This is a genomic window from Streptomyces sp. NPDC029956, from assembly GCF_055574655.1.
On the sequence record NZ_JBVHZJ010000049.1, the window covers coordinates 17,343 to 36,104 of the forward strand.

Genomic DNA, 18,762 nt, shown 5'->3' on the forward strand with positions numbered 1-18,762 from the left:
CAGACTGCCCCGGTGAAGATCGAATCCGTCGCCACCGAGCGGCTCCTGCTCCGACCGCTGACCGTCGCCGAGGCCGAGCGCATCGTCGCCCGGGAGCCCGGGGCGGGGGAACGGTGGGAGGAGGGATACCCCGGCGACGGGGACGTCCGCTCGGCCACCGGGTTCCTGCGGGGGGTCGCCGAGCGCGGTGATCCGGGGGTGTTCCGGCCGTACGCGATACGGCTCGCGGAGAGCGGGGTCACCGTCGGGGGGATCGGGTTCCACGGGCCGCCCGACGAGCTCGGGGTCGTCACCGTCGGGTACGGACTCGTGCCGGCCGCACGCGGCAACAGGTACGCCGCCGAGGCGCTTCGGGCACTCCTCGAGATCGCCAGGCAAGGCGGCGTCTCCGGCGTGAAGGGCGACGCCGACCTGGACAATCCGGCGTCCCATCGGGTGATGGAGGCCGCCGGGATGCCCTGCGTGGCGGAGGACGAGCAGCTCCGGCACTTCTATCGGGGGTTTGACGACAGGGCCCAGGTCTGACGGCCCGTCCGCGCGGCGTCGGGTTCCCTGCCGGGACCGGGGCACCGGACGCCGGCCGGACGTCGGAGGCCGTGGCCGCCGTCAGCGTTCCGAGAGCTCCGACGGCGCCTCCTGGACCATCCATCCGTTGCCGTCCGGGTCCTCGAAGGTCATGAAGGCGTTCCACGTGCCGCCCTTGCCGGCCTCCCAGCCGGTCTTGCCCACGTGCCGGATCGCCGACACCTCCACCCCGCGCCCGACGAACTCCGCCCGGGCCGCCTCGATGTCCGTCACACAGAACTGCAGGCCCTGGAGGGTGCCCGGGGCCATCTCCTTCGTGCCCGGCATCGGCGGCATCCCGCTCAGCAGCGCGAGCGAACAGCGGGAGCCCGGCGGCGTCAGCTGGACGATGCGCGTGCCCGGCATCGTCTCGTCGTCCAGGTCGACGGTGAAGCCGCACTTCTCGGCGTAGAACTCCTTCGCCCGGTCCATGTCGGTGACGGGGACCGGGACGACTTCCAGTGTCCAGTTCACGAAGGCTCTCCTCAGAAACGCCAGCGGGTCTGTCCGAAGGGGGCGCCCTTGGCGAAGCCGAAGGCCGTGCGAGGCGCGACCGCGAACACCAGGGCCGTACCACCGTCCCCCCGGAACGCCCCGTCGCGCACCTCGAAACGCCAGTCCTCGCCGTACTTCTCCACCCAGGCCCCGGCGAGGGCCGCCAGCCGGTCCTCGTCCGTCACCCGCGCCGCCTCGCCCTCGACCACGAGGTCGAAGCCCTCGCCGAGCGCGGGCGTGCCCGTCGTCAGGACGACCGACGCGTTCGACTCCAGGTTGCGGGCCTTGCGCTCGTCCGGGCCGGTGCAGAAGTGGAGCGCGCCCTCCGACCAGACGGCGATCAGCGGGGTCACGTGCGGGCGGCCGTCGGGGCGTACGGTCGTCAGCCAGAAGACCTCGGCCGCCGCGAGCCGTGCCTCGGCCTCGGGCCAGGGCGCCGGGCCCGCCTCGTCGTCGCTGTACCGGGGGTCGAGGACCGTCTGCGGGGTCCGCCGGGTCTGCGGGTTCATCGCCGTTCCCTTCGTCGCCTGCGCCGCTGCGCGCGCGTTCACAGGTACCGACCGGACCGGCCCCCGAAACTCATCGGCCCCCGAAACTCATCGGCCCCCGAAACTCATCGGTCCGCGCATCTCGTCGGTCCGCGAGTCTCGTCGGTCCGCCACGGCGCGCGGTCCGCCGCGGCTCAGTGGCTCATTCGGCCGCCGCGACGGCCCGCCCGGTCGGCACGCCCTGCCCCGCCGGCGTCCAGTGCAGACGGCCGTCCAGACCGATCGCCGCCACCCCGTCCGTCCCCGCGTCCGGCGCCCCCGCGAACAGGAACCTCTCCAGCTTCCACGCCGGTCCCGCCGCGCCCGTCCTGCCGTGCGGTGCCGTCGCCAGGAAGCCGGTCCTCGACCGGACCGCGAGGAGCCCGTCGCCGCCGCTCACCGGGCCGAAGCCCGCCACACCGCCGGGCAGCTCCGTGACCGGGGAGACCGGGCCGACACCCGAGAAGTCGGCGCTGCGCAGATCGCCGGAGGCCGGCTTGCGGAACCAGAGCCGTACCCCGTCGCCGTCCGGCGCCGGGGTCGCGCTGAGCGCCAGGGTCGTCGGCGGGAGCGCGGTCAGCGCAGGACCCGTGAGCGGCCCGCCGGGCACGTGCTGCGCCCACACCAGAACGGTCTTCACGGTGCTCGCGAAGACGTACCCCCTGCCCTTCCCGTCCGTCGCCGCGACCGGGTCGCCGACCACGTCCACGCCGCCGAGGACCCGCCACGGCCCCCAGCCGCCGTCCGCGCCCTGCTCGCGGGCGGCCAGCCGGCGCAGGCTGTCGCGCAGCACCAGGGTCGCGCGCCCGTCGGCGCCCACGGTCACGGCGGGCGCGCTGATGTCCGAGGTGCCGGTCGCGTCGTTCCGCTCGGGGGTGCCGAGCGAGCGCCACGGACCGAAGGCGCCGCCGGGCACCGTCTGCTCGGTGCTCACGACCTCGCGGTGGTAGCCGGCCGGGCCGCCCGCGAGGAGCGTCCGGGTGCCGTAGACCGCGATCCGGCCGTCGGGCAGCGACACCGAGGTGACGCCGGTGTCCAGGCCGCCGCCGGGCAGCAGCGTCGGGCCGTTCCACGCGCCGCCGCCGGCCGGCTTCCGCCAGGCCGCGAGCTGTCCGTCGAGGACGGAGAAGGCGTGCAGCCCGCCGTCCCGGTCCCGCTGCACCCAGGAGGTGGAGGTGCCCCGGGCGTACCGCACGGTCGCGGTCCAGCCGCGTCCGGCGGGCCGCGCGGCCACCTTCAGGTCGCCGCAGCCGGCGGGCGTCCCGCAGTCGTTGACGCCGTCCATCCAGGCATAGGTCTTCAGGGTCTTCAGCTTGTCGCCCGCCGTCTCGGGGTCGAGCGTGTGCGGCAGGACGCTGGTGGGGTAGCCGAGGTAGTTCTGCACGCCGACGCGGGGGTGGCCGGGGAGCTCCGCGTACCGGGCGAGCGCGGCCTGGGTGAACCGCGCCCCGTACAGGTGGTCCTGGTGGTCACGGATCTTCCCGGTCTTCGGGTCGGTGCCGGGGCTCGGGTCCTGCATCCGGACGAAGGTCGGCCGGAAACGGTCGAGCAGTCCGGCGATCGTCGCCACGACCTCGTCCTTCGTGTACCGGAAGTCGGCGGCGACCGGGGTGCCCGAGGAGCGCTGCGACTCCAGCGTGCCTATCAGCCCGTGCCAGAGGCCGTTCAGGCTGTGCGGGCGGTACTGGTTGGTCGACCCCGCCTCGCGTATCTGCAGCCACACCAGTCTGACCTTCGGGTCGGCGCGCAGGGTGTCCAGCTCGGCCAGGCCGCCGCCGGCCGTGGGGATCGCCACCCGGTCCCAGGGGCTGGTCCTGCTGCCGGTCGCCATCTCGGAGTACGCGGCACGGATGCCGTTCTGCCGGGCCTCGGCGTAGCCCGCCTTGTCGGCCTTGGCGGCGGCGGCGTCGTGGGGGCGGGCGTTGACGCCGTCGGACTCACCGGCCGTCAGGTAGACCGCGGTCAACGGGGTGCCGGAACGGATGGTCTGGGATATGTCCGGGTTCATGAAGAACAGGTCGTCGTCCGGGTGCGCCACGACCTGCATGACCGAGGTGGCGGCGTTCCCTCCGGGCGCGGTGGACGCCGGGGACCGCGGGGTCCGGCCGGGCGTCCCCGGGTTCGAGGACGGGTCCTGGGCGTCCGGGCCGGTGGCCATGGGGACCGGCGAGGGGGCCGAGGCCCCGGGCGGCGTGGCCGGGGCCAGGGTCGTGGGCGTCTTCCCGCCCGGCGTCGTCGTCTGCGCCGCGGCCGTCTTCGGCGCACCGGTCACCGACAGGAGTCCGGCGAAGGTGCCGCCCACGAGGACGGCCGTGACCGCGGTGGAGACGGTCCTGCGGCGGGACAGGGGGAGACGACGGCGGAGGCGTACGGGCATGGTCGGCGGCGCGCTTTCGACGGGTCGGGCAGGCGGGTCGGTCCCGCGCTGGCGTACGGGGTCGTTTCAGGGGTCGCCTGATCGGGCTCGGGCAGGCGGGGTGTTCCCGCGCATGCTTTCGGGTCCGCGTCAGGGTCGCTTCGGCGGGTTCGGGCAGGCGGGAGTGGTCCGCCCCCAGCAAGACGGACTTTCAAGGAATACGGTTCATCGGCCTCGAAAAGCCATCGATGTGCGGGACATCACGTGTGATCCGCTGCGAACCGAAGGCCTGAAAGCCCGCGTCCCCCGCTCCGGATAGGCTCGATCCGCCCGGGTTCCGACCCGGGGTGAGCCCTGGGGTCGACCCCCCGGGGCGGACCTGCTCGGAGGGAGCGGCGGAATGACGGTGCCGGGACGCAGGAGCAGCACGTTCTCACGTCTGCTGCGGCACGGATTCACCGACCCGTCGGGGGCGGAACGGCTCCTGGACGTGCCCGAGCTGTCCGCGGTGCGCGGCGACTCCGTCCTCCTCGACGCCCTCGGCGCGACCGCCGACCCCGACCTCGCCCTGCGCGGTCTCGTCCGGCTCGTCGAGGCGCAGCCCGAGACCGAGCGGCAGACCTTCACGACCACCCTGCTCGCGGCCAAGCCGTTCCGGGACCGGCTCCTCGGGGTGCTCGGCGCCTCCGAGGCGCTCGCCGACCACCTGGCCCGGCACCCGCTCGACTGGGAGTCCCTCGTCACGTACGAGGCGGCCGACCTGCACCCGGGGGTAGCCGAGTTCGAGCACGGACTCGCCGAGGCCGTCGACGCGGTCTCGCTGCGGGTCGCCTACCGCCGGTGTCTGCTGGCCATAGCGGCGCGTGACGTGTGCGGCACCATCGACGTCGCCGAGACCGCCGCCGAGCTCGCCGACCTGGCGACGGCGACCCTGCGTGCCGCGCTCGCCATCGCCAGGTCGCCCGCGCCCGCCGACGCCGCCATGTGCCGGCTCGCCGTGATCGCGATGGGCAAGTGCGGCGGTCACGAGCTGAACTACGTCTCCGACGTGGACGTGATCTTCGTGGGGGAGCCGGCGGAGGGCGCCGACGAGGGGAAGGCGATGCAGGCGGCGACCCGGCTCGCCTCGCACCTCATGCGGATCTGCTCGGAGACCACCGTCGAGGGCACGATCTGGCCGGTCGACGCCAATCTGCGCCCCGAGGGCCGCAACGGCCCCCTCGTCCGTACGCTCTCCTCCCACCTCGCGTACTACCAGCGCTGGGCGAAGACCTGGGAGTTCCAGGCGCTGCTCAAGGCGCGCGCGGTGGCCGGCGACCCGGAACTCGGCGCCCAGTACATCGACGCCGTCTCCCCGCTCGTCTGGCAGGCCGCCGAGCGCGAGAACTTCGTCCCCGACGTGCAGAAGATGCGCCGCCGGGTCGTCGACAACATCCCGGTCGCCCAGGTCGAGCGCGAGCTCAAGCTCGGCCCCGGCGGACTCCGGGACGTCGAGTTCGCCGTCCAGCTCCTCCAGCTCGTGCACGGCCGCAGCGACGCCGGGCTGCACAGCGGCACGACCCTCGACGCGCTCGCCGCCCTCGCCGCCGGCGGCTACGTCGGCCGGGCCGACGCCGCCCAGCTCGACGAGGCCTACCGCTTCCTGCGGGCCATGGAGCACCGCATCCAGCTGTACCGGCTGCGCCGCACCCACCTCGTCCCCGAGGACGAGGCCGACCTGCGCCGCCTCGGCCGCTCGCTCGGACTGCGCACCGACCCGGTCGCCGATCTGAACAAGGAGTGGAAGCGGCACGCGGCCGTCGTCCGCCGCCTGCACGAGAAGCTCTTCTACCGGCCGCTGCTCGACGCCGTCGCCCAGCTCGCCCCGGGCGAGATCCGGCTCAGCCCGAAGGCCGCGGGACAGCGGCTCGAAGCGCTGGGGTACGAGGACCCCGCCGCGGCCCTCCGGCACCTGGAGGCCCTCGCCTCCGGGGTCAGCCGCAAGGCCGCGATCCAGCGGACGCTGCTCCCGGTGCTGCTCGGCTGGTTCGCCGACTCGGCCGACCCGGACGCCGGCCTGCTCGGCTTCCGCAAGGTCTCCGACGCCCTCGGCAAGACGCCCTGGTACCTGCGGCTGCTCCGCGACGAGGGCGCCGCCGCCGAGAACCTCGCCCGCGTCCTCTCCGCCGGGCGCCTCGCCCCCGACCTGCTGCTGCGCGCCCCCGAGGCGGTCGCGCTGCTCGGCGACCCGGAGGGGCTGAAGCCGCGCGGCCTGGACCACCTGGAGCAGGAGGTCCTGGCTGCGGTGGGCCGCGCGTCCGACGCCGAGCAGGCCGTCGCGGCGGCCCGCGGGGTGCGCCGCAGGGAGCTGTTCCGGACCGCCGCGGCCGACCTCATCGGCTCGTACGGCACCGAGGACAGCCCTCGTGAGCCCGACCCGGGCGCGCTGGTCGACCGGGTGGGGGAGGCCGTCACCGACCTCAACGCGGCGACGATCGCGGGCGCCCTGCGGGCCGCCGTCCGCGCCGAGTGGGGCGACGAACTGCCCACCCGGTTCGCCGTCATCGGCATGGGCCGCTTCGGCGGTCACGAGCTGGGGTACGGCTCCGACGCCGATGTCCTGTTCGTGCACGAGCCGCGCGAGGGAGTCGACGAGCAGGACGCCGCCAGGGCCGCGAGCAAGGTGGTCGCCGAGATGCGGCGGCTCCTTCAACTCCCCACCGCGGACCCGCCGTTGCTGATCGACGCGGACCTCAGGCCGGAGGGCAAGAGCGGCCCCCTGGTCCGCACCCTGAAGTCGTACGCGGCCTACTATCACCGCTGGTCCCTCGTCTGGGAGAGCCAGGCGCTGCTGCGCGCCGAACCCATCGCGGGCGACCGCGAGTTGGGGGACCGGTTCATCGAACTCGCCGACCCGCTGCGCTACCCGGCCGAGGGCCTCGGCGAGGACGCCGTCCGTGAGATCCGCCGCCTCAAGGCCCGGATGGAGTCCGAGCGGCTGCCGCGCGGCGCCGACCCGACCCTCCACGCCAAGCTGGGGCGCGGTGGTCTGAGCGACGTCGAGTGGACGGTCCAGCTGCTCCAGATGCAGCACGGCTGGGTGGAACCGGGGCTGCGGACGACCCGTACCCGCGAGGCGCTCCGGGCGGCCCACGCGGCCGGTCTCATCCCGACGGAGGAGGCGCAGACCCTGGACGAGGCCTGGGTCCTCGCCACCCGCGTCCGCAACGCGGTGATGCTGGTCCGCGGCCGGCCCGGTGACACCTTCCCCTCGGACCCGCGCGAACTCGCGGCGGTCGGAAGGTACTTGGGGTACGAGTCCGGTCATGTCGGCGAGATGGTCGACGACTACCGGCGGATCACCCGCCGGGCCCGCGCGGTGGTCGAGGAGCTGTTCTACGGGGCGTAGCCCCGTTGCCCCCCGGGGGCGGCCGCGCGTGTGCCGGTTACTCGCCGCCCTGGGGCCGCCCTCGCCGCGTCTACGTCCTGTCCGGCATGCCGCGGATGTGGGTCAGATAGCCGGCCAGGGCCAGTTCGAAGGCGGTGTCGGTGCGGCCGCCCTCGGGGAAGGCGGCGAGCGCCCGCGCCAGGCGCGGGGTCGACGTGTCGTCGGCCAGCTCCCACATCGCCTCCGGGGCCGCCATGTCGAGGGCCGAGCCGAGGACCAGGTTCTCCAGGGCGATGATCACCGGCATCACGTCCGGGAGGGCGAAGCCCGCGTCGAGGAGGAGTGCGACCGCCTTCTCGTACTGCTCCAGGACCCGCGGGGCGCGCACCGGCGAAGTGGTGAGCAGCGGGATCGCCTTCGGGTGCGCGGCGAACGCGGCCCGATAGGAGCGCGCCCAGGCGGCGACGGCCGCGTCCCACGGCCGCCCGTCGAGGGTGCCGCCGTCGATGGCGGCACAGATCCGCTCCCGCAGCAGCTCCACGATGCCGTCCCGGCCGTCCACATGGTGGTACACCGACGCCGTCTGCACGCCGAGTCGCCTGGCGATCTGGGGGACGCTGAAGTCGCCCTGCTCGTCGACGAGTTCGAGTGCCGTGGTGGTGATGCGCACCCGGTCGAGCAGGGGCTTGTGCGGCCGGCCCATGGACGTTCTCCCGCTGTTCAGGTCTTCCCGAATCGTTGGACACGAGGCTACATTGCGCCAACCGAAAGCCTTTAGGTTTACGAGAAGGGCTTCTCCCGCATGTCCTCCAGCACCTCCGACGAGCCGCCCGGCCTGCGCACCGGCACCCTCGGCACCGCCGACATCTCCTTCTTCGTCGTCTCCGCCGCCGCCCCGCTCACCGTGATGGCCGGCGTCGCCCCCATCGCCCTCGTCCTCGGCGGCATCGGAGCCCCGGCCGGCTACCTCCTCGCCGGCATCACCCTGGCGATCTTCGCCATCGGCTTCACCACCATGAGCCGCCACGTCCGCAGCGGCGGCGCCTTCTACGCGTACATCGCCCAGGGACTCGGCACACCGCTCGGCATCGCCGCCGCCCTCGTCGCCATGGTCGGCTACAACGGCATGGAGATCGGCGTCTACGGACTCCTCGGATCCGCCACCTCCGACACCGCCGGCGCCCTGTGGGGCGTCGACCTGCCGTGGCTCCCGATCGCCCTCGCCGGCCTGCTGGTCATCTGGTACGGCGGCTACCGCTCCATCGACTTCGGCGCCAAGGTCCTCGGCGTCCTGCTCGTCGCCGAGACCGGCATACTCGTCCTCCTCGCCGGCGGCGTGCTCCTCGAAGGCGGCGCGAACGGGCTCTCCCTCGCCTCCTTCGCCCCCGGCAACGTCCTCGTCCCCGGCACGGCGGCCGTGCTCGCCTTCGCCTTCTCGGCCTTCACCGGCTTCGAGTCCACCGTGATCTACCGCCGCGAGGCCCGCGACCCGGCCCGCACCATCCCCCGCGCCACCTACATCGCGGTCGGCTTCCTCGGCCTGTTCTACGCCTTCGTCGTCTGGACCGTGATCCAGGCCTTCGGCGACGACAAGGTCGTCGCGGCCGCCGCCGGCGACACCGGCGGACTCTTCTTCGCCGCCATCACCACCTACGTCGGCTCCTGGGCCGCCGACCTGATGCACGTGTTCATCGTGACCAGCATCATCGCCTCGCTGCTCGCCTTCCACAACGCGATCAACCGCTACGCCCTCGCCCTCTCCGAAGAGGGCGTCCTGCCCGCCTCCCTCGGCCGGATCCACCCCCGCCACCGCTCCCCGTACGTCGCGGGCCTCGCCCAGACCGTGCTCGGCGCGGGCGTCGTCCTCGGCTTCGCCGCCGCCGGCGCCGACCCGTACACGCAGCTGCTGCTCTGGGTGAACACCCCGGGGATGCTCGGGCTCATGGCGCTGATGCTGCTCGCCGCCCTCGCCGTCGTCCGCTACTTCCGGCGCGTCCCGCACCAGGAGGGCGCCCTGCGCACCCTCGTCGCCCCCGTCACCGCGGCCGCCCTGCTCGCCGTGGCGATCTGGCTGGTCGCCTCGAAGGTCGCGCTCTTCACCGGCGCCTCCCCGACGGTCAACACGGTCCTCGTCGCCGTCGTCCCCGCCGTCCTCCTCCTCGGGCTCCTCCTCGCGTACCGGCTGCGCCGCACGCGCCCCGAGACATACGCCCGTTTCGCCGGGGAACCGCCCACCGGCCCGGACACCGAGCCGTCGGGCACTGCGCCCACCGACCCGCACGCGGAGCCGTCCGGCACCCCGAACTCCGCCCCGACCACCGACCCGCACGCCGAAGGAGCCGACCCCTCGTGTCCGCAGCCCCCGACCTCCTCCTCGTCGACGCCCGCGTCCGTACCCCCGAGCCGAGCGGCCACACCGCGGTCGCCGTCCGCGACGGACTGATCACCGCCCTCGGCGACGCCACCGACGCCCGCGCCTGGCGCGGCCCCCGCACCGAGGTCGTCGACCTGGCCGGCGCCACCCTCACCCCCGGCCTCACCGACGCCCACAGCCACCCCGTCTGGGGCCTGGAGATGTTCACCGGCACCGACCTGTCCGCGGTCACCGACCTCGACGGACTACGGGCCGCCCTCCGTGACGCCGAACGCCGCGACGGCTGGATCATCGGCTTCGGCCTCGACCACAACGTCTTCGGCGGCCGCCCCGTCCACCGCGACCTGATCGAGGACGTCCTCGGCGGTGCCCCCGCGTACCTCCGCCTCTACGACGGACACTCGGTCCTGGCGAGCGACGCCGCGCTCAAGGCCGCCGGAATCGACGGGCCCCGAGCCTTCGCCCAGCTCTCCGAGATCGTCTGCGACGCCGGCGGACGCCCCACCGGGCATCTGGTCGAGCACGCCGCCATGGACCTGATGACCCCGGTCCTGCCCGTCCAGCCGTACGCCGAGCGTCGCGACCGGCTCGTCGGCCTGCTCACCGGCATGGCCGCCACCGGACTCACCTCCGCCCATGTCATGGACCTCGGCGGACCCGACGTACCCGGCCTCCTCACCGCCCTGGAGGAGGACGGCGAGCTGCCGCTGCGCCTCCGGCTCGCGCCCTGGTGCATGCCGGGCGTCGGCGAGGAGGAGCTGGACGAGTTCGTACGGCTCCAGGGGCGGGCCGGGCGCATGTGGGCGATCGGCGGCGTGAAGTTCTTCATGGACGGCACCGTCGAGGGCGGCACCGCCTGGCTGGAACACGCCGACTGCCACGGCCGGGGCACCGACGCCTTCTGGCCCGACCCGGCCGCGTACTCGGCCGCCGTGCGCCGTCTCCACCGCGCGGGCGTCGGCACCGCCACCCACGCCATCGGCGACGCCGCCGTGCGGCACGTCCTCGACACCGTGGAAGCCCTGGGTACGGGCGGACCCCGCCATCGCATCGAGCACATCGAGACGGTCCCCGACGACCAGCTGGGGCGGTTCGCCGCACTCGGCGTCGTCGCCTCGATGCAGCCCCCGCACACCGCGTACACCCGCGCCGACCACACCGACGAATGGTCCAGGCGGCTCGGCGAGGAGCGGGCGGCCCGCGCCTGGCGCTGCCGCGACCTGCGGGACGCCGGGGCGCATCTCGCGCTCGGCTCGGACTGGCCCATCGCCCACTACGACGCCCGGCAGGTCCTCGCCACCGCGCAGGCCCCGCGCGGCGCCGCCTCGGCCCGGCACGGGCTCACGGGCCTGATGGCCCTGGAGGGGATGACCACGCACGCCGCGGTCGCGGCGGGGGAGGAGCGGATCGCCGGCCGGATCGCCCCGGGTCACCGGGCCGATCTGACCGCCTTCGCGGTGGACCCGGTGGAGGCCCCGGCGGACGAGACGGAGAACGCCCCGATCCGCCTCACCGTCGCCGGCGGCCGGATCACCTTCCGGAGCTGACCGAGCGCTCCGTACCCGCCTTCTCGGCCGTACCCGCCTTCTCGGCCGTACCCGCCTTCTCGGCCGTATCCGTCCCGGCGGCCTTCTCGGTCGACGAGGCGGCAGCGGTCTTCTCGCCCTCGCGGTCCGTCTCCCCCTTCGGGGACGGGCCGCTCCGCGCCACCGCGCCCGGCATCGGTTCGACCAGCCTGGGCAGGCGGTGGGGGCGGGAGCCGTACCAGAAGTAGGAGACGGCGAAGCCGAAGGCGAGGCAGATCATGCCGCCGACCGCGTCCAGCCAGAAGTGGTTGGCGGTGGCGACGATGACGACCAGGGTCGCCATCGGGTAGAGCAGGCCGAGGATCTTCGCCCAGGGCGCCTTGGCCAGGAGGAAGATCGTCAGGCCGCACCAGAGGGACCAGCCGATGTGCATCGACGGCATCGCCGCGTACTGGTTCGACACGTGCTTGAGGTTGCCCGAGGCCATCGAGCCCCAGGTGTGGTGGACGAGCACCGTGTCGACGAAGTCCTGGCCGTTCATGAGCCGCGGCGGCGCGAGCGGGTACAGGTAGTAACCGACCAGGGCCACACCGGTGGTGGCGAACAGAACGGTACGGAACGCCGCGTAACGGCCCGGGTGCCATCGGTACAGCCACACGAGCACACCGATGGTCACGATGAAGTGCAGCGTCGCGTAGTAGTAGTTCATCGACACGATCAGCCAGGTCACCGAGTTCACGGCGTGGTTGACGGCGTGCTCGAAGGCCAGGCCGAGGGACTCCTCCGCCTGCCAGATCCAGTCGGCGTTCCTGAGCGCCTGGGCCTTCTGCTCCGGCACCGCGTTGCGGATGAGCGAGTACGTCCAGTAGCTCACCGCGATGAGCAGGATCTCGAACCAGATCGTGGGGCGCCTGGGCGCGCGCGCACGGAGGCGCGCGAACCTGCCGTCGTCCACGGTGGGTGACGACGGGGTCGTCCGGTTGTCCAAACTCTTCACGGTCGTTTCACCCATAGGGAGAGAGTCTGCCAGATCCCTGCCCCCCGACCGATCATCCCTCCGACGGGTTCGGGGCGCACCCGGTCCACCTCAGGAACGAGGTCGCACGGAGGGTGCCGTAGGGGCGGGCGCGGGCAGGAGGGGGGTTCGGGTGCGAGGTCAGGCGCGTGCGGCGGGCGGGGCCGAGGCCGTCGACCCGCGGACGACCAGCTCGGGCATGAAGACGAACTCGGAGTGCGGGGCGGGTGTGCCTCCGACCTCTTCGAGGAGCGCGCGGACCGCGGCCTGTCCCATCGCCTGCACGGGCTGCCGAATGGTGGTCAGCGGCGGATCGGTGAACGCTATGAGGGGAGAGTCGTCGAAACCGACGACGGAGACGTCCCTGGGGACGTCCAGCCCCTGCTGCCGTGCTGCCCGGATCGCGCCGAGCGCCATCATGTCGCTCGCGCAGACCACCGCCGTGCAGCCGCGGGAGATCAGCGGCCCGGCGGCGGCCTGGCCGCCCTCCAGGGTGTAGAGGGAGTGCTGGATCAGCTCCTCGGACTCCTCGAAGCCGAGGCCGAGCCGTTCCTGCATGCCCTGCTGGAAGCCCTCTATCTTGCGGAGCACCGGCACGAACCGCTTCGGTCCGACGGCGAGCCCGATCCTGGTGTGCCCGAGCGCGGCCAGGTGCGTCACCGCCAGCCGCATCGCGGCCCGGTCGTCGGGGGAGACGAAGGGCGCCTGCACCTTGGGGGAGAAGCCGTTGAGGAGGACGTACGGGACACCCTTGCCGCGCAGCTGGTCGTAGCGCGTCATGTCGGCGGTGGTGTCGGCGTGCAGTCCGGAGACGAAGATGATGCCGGCGACGCCCCGCTCGACCAGCATGTCGGTGAGCTCGTCCTCGGTGGACCCGCCGGGGGTCTGGGTGGCGAGCACCGGGGTGTATCCCTGCCGGGTCAGGGCCTGCCCGATGACCTGCGCGAGCGCGGGGAAGATCGGGTTGTCCAGTTCGGGGGTGATGAGGCCGACGAGCCCCGCGCTGCGCTGGCGCAGTCGTACGGGTCGCTCGTAGCCGAGCACGTCGAGCGCGGCGAGGACGGATTCACGGGTGGCCCCGGCCACACCGGGCTTGCCGTTGAGCACGCGGCTGACTGTGGCCTCACTGACCCCCGCCTGGGCTGCGATGTCGGAGAGCCGCGCGGTCATGGGGATGGACTGTACCGGTCACGGGGCGTATTGCCCACCGCACGGGTCAGGTACGGGTGATGCAAGCCACTCCGCAAGGTCTTGCAGGTTTTGCGGGGCGCGCGTGGTGTGTTCAGGGCGTGCGCGCGGGGCCGTGCGGCGCGCGAGGGGCGTGTGTCAGCTGCTGTCAAGCGATTCAACGGCAACCTTCGGGACACGCGGATGTAACGATCCCCGGTCCTTGCAGAAAGTTCTCGCAAGGTCTTTCGGCTCGTTTTCATCCCTGTTACGTTCCTGGCAACCCGGAGCGCCGCGAGGGAGCGGTCGCATGAGGAAGGTTCCAGCCCCTCGTCCCCCCGGGATCAGTTGAAGGAGTTCACATGCGGCGTGGCATAGCGGCCACCGCGCTGGTCGCGGCCCTGGGCGTGACCCTGGCGGCGTGCGGGAGTGACAGCGGTTCGGGCGGCGGCGGCTCGAAGGGCTCGGGCGAGCTCTCCGGCACCGTGACCTGGTGGGACACCTCCACGGTCGGTTCCGAGGACAAGGTCTTCAAGAAGGTCGCAGAGGACTTCAAGAAGAAGCACCCGAAGGTCACCGTCAAGTACGTGAACGTGCCGTTCGGTGAGGCGCAGAACAAGTTCAAGAACGCCGCGCAGTCCGGCTCCGGCGCCCCCGACGTCATCCGCTCGGAGGTCGCCTGGACCCCCGAGTTCGCCGACCTCGGCTACCTGGCCCCGCTCGACGGCACCTCGGCCCTCAAGGACGCGGACGACTTCCTGGAGCAGGCTGCCGCCTCCACGAAGTACAAGGGCAAGACCTACGCCGTCCCGCAGGTCATCGACTCCATGGGCATCTTCTACAACAAGAAGATCTTCAAGGAGGCCGGCGTCGAGGTCCCCAAGACCATCGACGAGCTCAAGACCGTCTCCGCCAAGATCAAGAAGAAGACCGGCAACCCCGGCCTCTACCTGCGCGGCGACGACGCCTACTGGTTCCTCTCCTTCCTCTACGGCGAGGGCGGCGACCTCGTCGACGCGGAGAACAAGCAGATCACCGTCGACAACCCGGCCGGCGTGAAGGGCTTCAAGGTCGTCAAGGACCTGGTCGACTCCGGTGCCGCCAAGACCGACGCCACCGACGGCTGGAACAACATGCAGACCGCCTTCAAGGAAGGCAAGGTCGCGATGATGATCAACGGCCCGTGGGCCGTCGCCGACACCTACGCCGGCAAGGAGTTCACCGACAAGGCGAACCTGGGCATCGCCCCGGTCCCCGCCGGTTCGGCCGGCCAGGGCGCCCCGCAGGGCGGTCACAACCTCGCCGTCTACGCGGGCTCCAAGAACCTCGACGCGTCCTACGCCTTCGCCGAGTACATGACCTCGGTCGAGACCCAGGCGACGGTCGCCAAGGAGCTCAGCCTGCTCCCGACCCGTGAGTCCGTCTACATCAAGCCGGACGTCGCGACCAACGAGATGATCGGCTTCTTCAAGCCGGTCGTCGACAAGGCCGTCGAGCGCCCCTGGATCCCGGAGACCGGCAGCCTCTTCGCGCCGCTCGTCACCGAGTACACCAAGGTCCTCACCGGCCAGACCACCCCGGACGCGGGAGCGAAGGCGACGGGCGACGCCTACCGCAAGCTCCTGAAGGACTGGAAGTAACAGGAAGGCAGGCCGGCTGATGGCTGTGGACACCCCCAGCCAGTCGGTGGTGAAGGCCGCGGGCGACAGCGTCGCACGCGGCCGGAGCCGCGGAACTGGCAAGCGCAGGAGCGTCAGGAAGCGCTCCCTCGCCACCCACTGGTACGCCTGGGCGATGATCGCCCCGGTGACGATCGTGATCGCTGTGATCATCGGCTATCCGCTGGTCCGCGGTATCTACCTGTCGCTGACCGACGCCAATGAGCGGAACGTCGCGCGGTCGATCGGCGTCAACGAGATCCCGGCCACCTACGAGTTCGTCGGCCTGGACAACTACGCCGACGCGCTCACCGGCGGCCAGTTCCTCTCCACCCTCGGCTGGACGCTGCTGTGGACGGTGTCCTGCGTCTCGGTCACCTTCGCGCTCGGCCTCACCCTCGCCAACGTCCTCAACCGCAGGATCGCCGGCCGCTCCTTCTACCGGCTGCTGCTGATCCTGCCCTGGGCCGTGCCCGGCTTCGTCTCCGTCTTCGCCTGGCGCTTCCTCTACAACCAGGACAACGGTCTCCTCAACAAGATCCTCGCGGGCGGCGGCATCGACGCCGTGCCGTGGCTGAACGACCCCACCTGGGCCAAGTTCTCGGTCATCCTCGTCAACGTCTGGCTCGGCGTGCCGTTCATGATGGTCGCCCTCCTCGGCGGGCTCCAGTCCATCCCCGGCGAGCTGTACGAGGCCGCCGAGATGGACGGCGCCAACGCCTGGCAGCGCTTCCGCCACATCACCATGCCCGGCCTGAGCTCGGTGTCGACGACGGTGGTCCTGCTCTCCACCATCTGGACCTTCAACATGTTCCCGGTGATCTTCCTGCTCACCCGGGGCGGGCCCGGCGAGGCCACCCAGATCCTCGTCACCCAGGCGTACAAGTTCTCCTTCGAGGTCAGTCCGCGCGACTTCGCCCAGTCCTCCACCTGGGGCGTGCTCATCCTGGTCCTCCTGATGCTCTTCGCCGCGGTCTACCGGCGAGTCCTCCGCAAGCAGGGAGAAGTCTGGTGACGACCACGACCCCCACCCCCCAGGCCGTCGTCAACGCGCCGCTCCGCGGCCGCCGTTCGCCGCTCGCCTCGGTCGCCCTGCACGTCACCCTGATCGTGGCGTCCGTGATCGCCGTCTTCCCCGTGCTGTGGGTCCTGCTGACCTCGCTCAAGCCGGCCAAGTACGCGATCACCACGGACTTCTTCAAGGAGACGACGCTCGAGAACTACACGAACCTGCTGAACGACACCCCGTTCCTCACCTGGTTCGCCAACTCGCTGCTCGTCGCCGGTCTCACCACCGTCATCGGCGTCTTCATCTCCGCCACCACGGGCTACGCCGTCAGCCGCTTCCGCTTCCCCGGCAAGCGCGGCCTGATGTGGACGCTGCTCATCACCCAGATGTTCCCGGTCGCCGTCCTGATCGTGCCGATCTACAACATCATGGCGTCGATGGGCCTGCTCAACCAGCCGGTCGGCCTGGTCATCACGTACCTGACCATCGCCGTCCCGTTCTGCGCGTGGATGATGAAGGGCTTCTTCGACACCATCCCGCGCGAGATCGACGAGTCCGGATACGTCGACGGCCTCACCCCGTTCGGCACCTTCTGGCGGCTGATCCTGCCGCTCGCCAAGCCGGGCATCGCGGTCACCGCGTTCTACTCGTTCATCACCGCCTGGGGTGAGGTCGCCTACGCCTCCGCCTTCATGGTCGGCGACGAGAACCTCACGCTCGCCGGCGGACTCCAGAAGTTCGTCAACCAGTACGGCGCCCAGTGGGGTCCGATGGCCGCGGCCTCCGTGCTCATCGCCATCCCCGCGGCCCTGGTGTTCCTGTTCGCCCAGCGCCACCTCGTCACCGGCATGTCCGCCGGTGCCGTCAAGGGCTGACGGCCCTGAGCCCGCCCTCTGTACGCACCTCTGTACGCACCTCCTTACCTCCCAGGGAAGACATGACCCAGCATCTCGCCACCCCGGCCGACGCCCCGACCACCGGCACGCACACGGGCTGGTGGAGAGACGCGGTGATCTACCAGGTCTACCCGCGCAGCTTCGCCGACGGCAACGGCGACGGCATGGGCGACCTGGAGGGAATCCGCAGCCGGCTGCCGTACCTCAAGGAGCTCGGCGTCGACGCCGTCTGGCTCTCCCCGTTCTACGCCTCGCCGCAGGCCGACGCCGGCTACGACGTCGCCGACTACCGGGCCATCGACCCCATGTTCGGCTCGCTCCTCGACGCCGACGCCGTGATCCGCGACGCCCACGCCCTGGGCCTGCGCATCATCGTCGACCTGGTCCCCAACCACTCCTCCGACCAGCACGAGTGGTTCCAGCGCGCGCTGCGCGAGGGCCCCTCGTCGGTGCTGCGCGAGCGGTACCACTTCCGCCCCGGCAAGGGCGAGGACGGCGAGCTGCCGCCCAACGACTGGGAGTCCATCTTCGGCGGCCCCGCCTGGACCCGTACGGAGAACCCGGACGGCACCCCCGGCGACTGGTACCTCCACCTCTTCGCCCCGGAGCAGCCCGACTTCAACTGGGAGCACCCGGCCGTCCGCGACGAGTTCCGCTCGATCCTGCGCTTCTGGCTCGACATGGGCGTCGACGGCTTCCGCGTCGACGTCGCCCACGGCCTCGTCAAGGCCGAGGGCCTGCCCGACCTCGGCGCCCACGACCAGCTGAAGCTGCTCGGCAACGACGTCATGCCCTTCTTCGACCAGGACGGCGTCCACGAGATCTACCGCTCCTGGCGGAAGGTCCTCTCCGAGTACGACGGCGAGCGTGTCCTCGTCGCCGAGGCCTGGACCCCGACCGTCGACCGCACCGCGAACTACGTGCGCCCCGACGAGATGCACCAGGCCTTCAACTTCCAGTACCTGGGCACCCACTGGGACGCCGCCGAGCTGCGCCGCGTCATCGACGACTCGCTGCAGGCGATGCGCCCGGTCGGCGCCCCCACCACCTGGGTGCTGTCCAACCACGACGTCACCCGGCACGCCACCCGCTTCGCCAACCCGGCGGGCCTCGGCACCCAGCTCCGCGAGCCCGGCGACCGGGAGCTCGGCCTGCGCCGGGCCCGCGCCGCGACCCTGCTGATGCTGGCGCTGCCCGGATCGGCGTACGTCTACCAGGGCGAGGAGCTCGGCCTGCCCGACGTCACCGACCTGCCCGACGAGGTCCGTCAGGACCCGTCGTTCTGGCGGGCGTCCGGCCAGGACGGCTTCCGCGACGGCTGCCGGGTCCCGATCCCGTGGACCGTCGAGGGCAGCTCGTACGGCTTCGGCGCCGGCGGCTCCTGGCTGCCGCAGCCCACCGCCTGGGGCGGCCTGAGCGTCGAGGCGCAGACCGGCGACCCCGGCTCCACCCTGGAGCTGTACCGCAGCGCCCTCGCCGTGCGGCGGGCGCAGCCCGGACTCGGTGCGGGCGAGGCCGTCGAGTGGCTGGAGGCACCCGAGGGTGTGCTCTCCTTCCGCCGTGACGGCTTCGCCTGCATCGCCAACACCACCGGCCGGGCCATCTCCGTCCCGCTGCCCGGCCGGTTCCTTCTCTCCAACGAGGAGATCTCGATCGTCGACGATGAGGCGATCCTGCCCGCCGACTCGACCGCCTGGTGGGCGGTGTGACGATCCCCCTGCCGGGGGGGGGGGGGGGGGGGGGGGGGGGGGGGGGGGGGGGAGGGGGGAGGGGGGGGGGGGGGGGGGGGGGAAGGGGGGGGGGGGTTT

At 72.3% G+C, this 18,762-nt stretch carries 14 protein-coding genes; 8 read left to right on the top strand and 6 right to left on the bottom strand.

Annotated elements, in window-relative coordinates; translation table 11 throughout:
• Nucleotides 1-12: 12 nt before the first annotated feature.
• Entirely contained in the window at nt 13-525 is a 513-nt protein-coding gene (locus ACZ4XX_RS30370) for a GNAT family N-acetyltransferase (protein WP_468511070.1), read from the top strand.
• Nucleotides 526-606: 81 nt separating this feature from the next.
• Here the strand turns inward: ACZ4XX_RS30370 and ACZ4XX_RS30375 are convergent, their stop codons facing one another.
• From ACZ4XX_RS30375 to ACZ4XX_RS30385, 3 genes are all read right to left on the bottom strand, one after another.
• Complete coding sequence (locus ACZ4XX_RS30375; protein WP_468511071.1) at nt 607-1,038, bottom strand: VOC family protein; 432 nt, start codon at nt 1,036-1,038, stop codon at nt 607-609.
• Between the two features lie 11 nt (nt 1,039-1,049).
• Nucleotides 1,050-1,568, bottom strand: coding sequence for a pyridoxamine 5'-phosphate oxidase family protein (locus ACZ4XX_RS30380; protein WP_468511072.1), 519 nt, complete (start codon nt 1,566-1,568; stop codon nt 1,050-1,052).
• A 181-nt stretch (nt 1,569-1,749) separates the two neighbouring features.
• Nucleotides 1,750-3,963: a PIG-L family deacetylase gene (locus ACZ4XX_RS30385; RefSeq protein WP_468511073.1), complete on the bottom strand. Its 2,214-nt coding sequence runs from the start codon at nt 3,961-3,963 to the stop codon at nt 1,750-1,752.
• A gap of 379 nt (nt 3,964-4,342) precedes the next feature.
• Between ACZ4XX_RS30385 and ACZ4XX_RS30390 the strand changes: the two genes are divergently transcribed.
• Nucleotides 4,343-7,330 (top strand): bifunctional [glutamine synthetase] adenylyltransferase/[glutamine synthetase]-adenylyl-L-tyrosine phosphorylase, encoded by a 2,988-nt coding sequence (locus ACZ4XX_RS30390; protein WP_468511074.1) that lies wholly within the window; start codon nt 4,343-4,345, stop codon nt 7,328-7,330.
• 70 nt (nt 7,331-7,400) lie between these two features.
• Here ACZ4XX_RS30390 and ACZ4XX_RS30395 read toward each other — a convergent pair whose 3' ends face one another.
• A complete protein-coding gene (locus ACZ4XX_RS30395) occupies nt 7,401-8,012 on the bottom strand; it encodes a TetR/AcrR family transcriptional regulator C-terminal domain-containing protein (protein WP_468511075.1) in 612 nt (203 codons plus the stop codon).
• A 99-nt stretch (nt 8,013-8,111) separates the two neighbouring features.
• Here ACZ4XX_RS30395 and ACZ4XX_RS30400 point away from each other — a divergent pair, with 99 nt between their 5' ends.
• Nucleotides 8,112-9,752 carry an APC family permease gene (locus ACZ4XX_RS30400; RefSeq protein ID WP_468511076.1) on the top strand — a complete coding sequence of 547 codons (1,641 nt, stop codon included), beginning with the start codon at nt 8,112-8,114 and terminating at the stop codon, nt 9,750-9,752.
• Nucleotides 9,659-11,230: an amidohydrolase gene (locus tag ACZ4XX_RS30405; RefSeq protein WP_468511077.1), complete on the top strand. Its 1,572-nt coding sequence runs from the start codon at nt 9,659-9,661 to the stop codon at nt 11,228-11,230. The genes ACZ4XX_RS30400 and ACZ4XX_RS30405 overlap by 94 nt, the downstream gene beginning before the upstream one ends.
• Here the strand turns inward: ACZ4XX_RS30405 and ACZ4XX_RS30410 are convergent.
• Together ACZ4XX_RS30410 and ACZ4XX_RS30415 are read right to left on the bottom strand one after the other, a co-directional pair.
• Entirely contained in the window at nt 11,214-12,221 is a 1,008-nt protein-coding gene (locus tag ACZ4XX_RS30410) for a phosphatase PAP2 family protein (protein WP_468511078.1), read from the bottom strand. The genes ACZ4XX_RS30405 and ACZ4XX_RS30410 overlap by 17 nt on opposite strands.
• A gap of 144 nt (nt 12,222-12,365) precedes the next feature.
• Nucleotides 12,366-13,394 carry a LacI family DNA-binding transcriptional regulator gene (locus ACZ4XX_RS30415; RefSeq protein ID WP_468511079.1) on the bottom strand — a complete coding sequence of 343 codons (1,029 nt, stop codon included), beginning with the start codon at nt 13,392-13,394 and terminating at the stop codon, nt 12,366-12,368.
• A gap of 359 nt (nt 13,395-13,753) precedes the next feature.
• Between ACZ4XX_RS30415 and ACZ4XX_RS30420 the strand changes: the two genes are divergently transcribed.
• From ACZ4XX_RS30420 to ACZ4XX_RS30435, 4 genes are all read left to right on the top strand, one after another.
• Nucleotides 13,754-15,031, top strand: a complete 1,278-nt coding sequence (locus tag ACZ4XX_RS30420) for an extracellular solute-binding protein (RefSeq protein WP_468511080.1) — start codon at nt 13,754-13,756, stop codon at nt 15,029-15,031.
• Between the two features lie 19 nt (nt 15,032-15,050).
• On the top strand, nt 15,051-16,064 hold the full coding sequence (locus tag ACZ4XX_RS30425; RefSeq protein ID WP_468511081.1) for a carbohydrate ABC transporter permease: 1,014 nt from the start codon (nt 15,051-15,053) through the stop codon (nt 16,062-16,064).
• Entirely contained in the window at nt 16,058-16,933 is an 876-nt protein-coding gene (locus tag ACZ4XX_RS30430) for a sugar ABC transporter permease (RefSeq protein WP_468511105.1), read from the top strand. Before ACZ4XX_RS30425 ends, ACZ4XX_RS30430 begins: the two co-directional genes overlap by 7 nt.
• A 62-nt stretch (nt 16,934-16,995) precedes the next feature.
• Nucleotides 16,996-18,663 (top strand): glycoside hydrolase family 13 protein, encoded by a 1,668-nt coding sequence (locus ACZ4XX_RS30435; protein ID WP_468511082.1) that lies wholly within the window; start codon nt 16,996-16,998, stop codon nt 18,661-18,663.
• The last annotated feature ends 99 nt before the right edge of the window (nt 18,664-18,762 follow it).

Coding starts and splice junctions, on each gene's coding strand:
- ACZ4XX_RS30380 (WP_468511072.1), bottom strand. CDS start 1,568: ATGAACCCGCAGACCCGGCGGACCCCGCAGACGGTCCTCGACCCCCGG.
- ACZ4XX_RS30385 (WP_468511073.1), bottom strand. CDS start 3,963: ATGCCCGTACGCCTCCGCCGTCGTCTCCCCCTGTCCCGCCGCAGGACC.
- ACZ4XX_RS30390 (WP_468511074.1), top strand. CDS start 4,343: ATGACGGTGCCGGGACGCAGGAGCAGCACGTTCTCACGTCTGCTGCGG.
- ACZ4XX_RS30395 (WP_468511075.1), bottom strand. CDS start 8,012: ATGGGCCGGCCGCACAAGCCCCTGCTCGACCGGGTGCGCATCACCACC.
- ACZ4XX_RS30400 (WP_468511076.1), top strand. CDS start 8,112: ATGTCCTCCAGCACCTCCGACGAGCCGCCCGGCCTGCGCACCGGCACC.
- ACZ4XX_RS30410 (WP_468511078.1), bottom strand. CDS start 12,221: ATGGGTGAAACGACCGTGAAGAGTTTGGACAACCGGACGACCCCGTCG.
- ACZ4XX_RS30415 (WP_468511079.1), bottom strand. CDS start 13,394: ATGACCGCGCGGCTCTCCGACATCGCAGCCCAGGCGGGGGTCAGTGAG.
- ACZ4XX_RS30420 (WP_468511080.1), top strand. CDS start 13,754: ATGCGGCGTGGCATAGCGGCCACCGCGCTGGTCGCGGCCCTGGGCGTG.
- ACZ4XX_RS30425 (WP_468511081.1), top strand. CDS start 15,051: ATGGCTGTGGACACCCCCAGCCAGTCGGTGGTGAAGGCCGCGGGCGAC.
- ACZ4XX_RS30435 (WP_468511082.1), top strand. CDS start 16,996: ATGACCCAGCATCTCGCCACCCCGGCCGACGCCCCGACCACCGGCACG.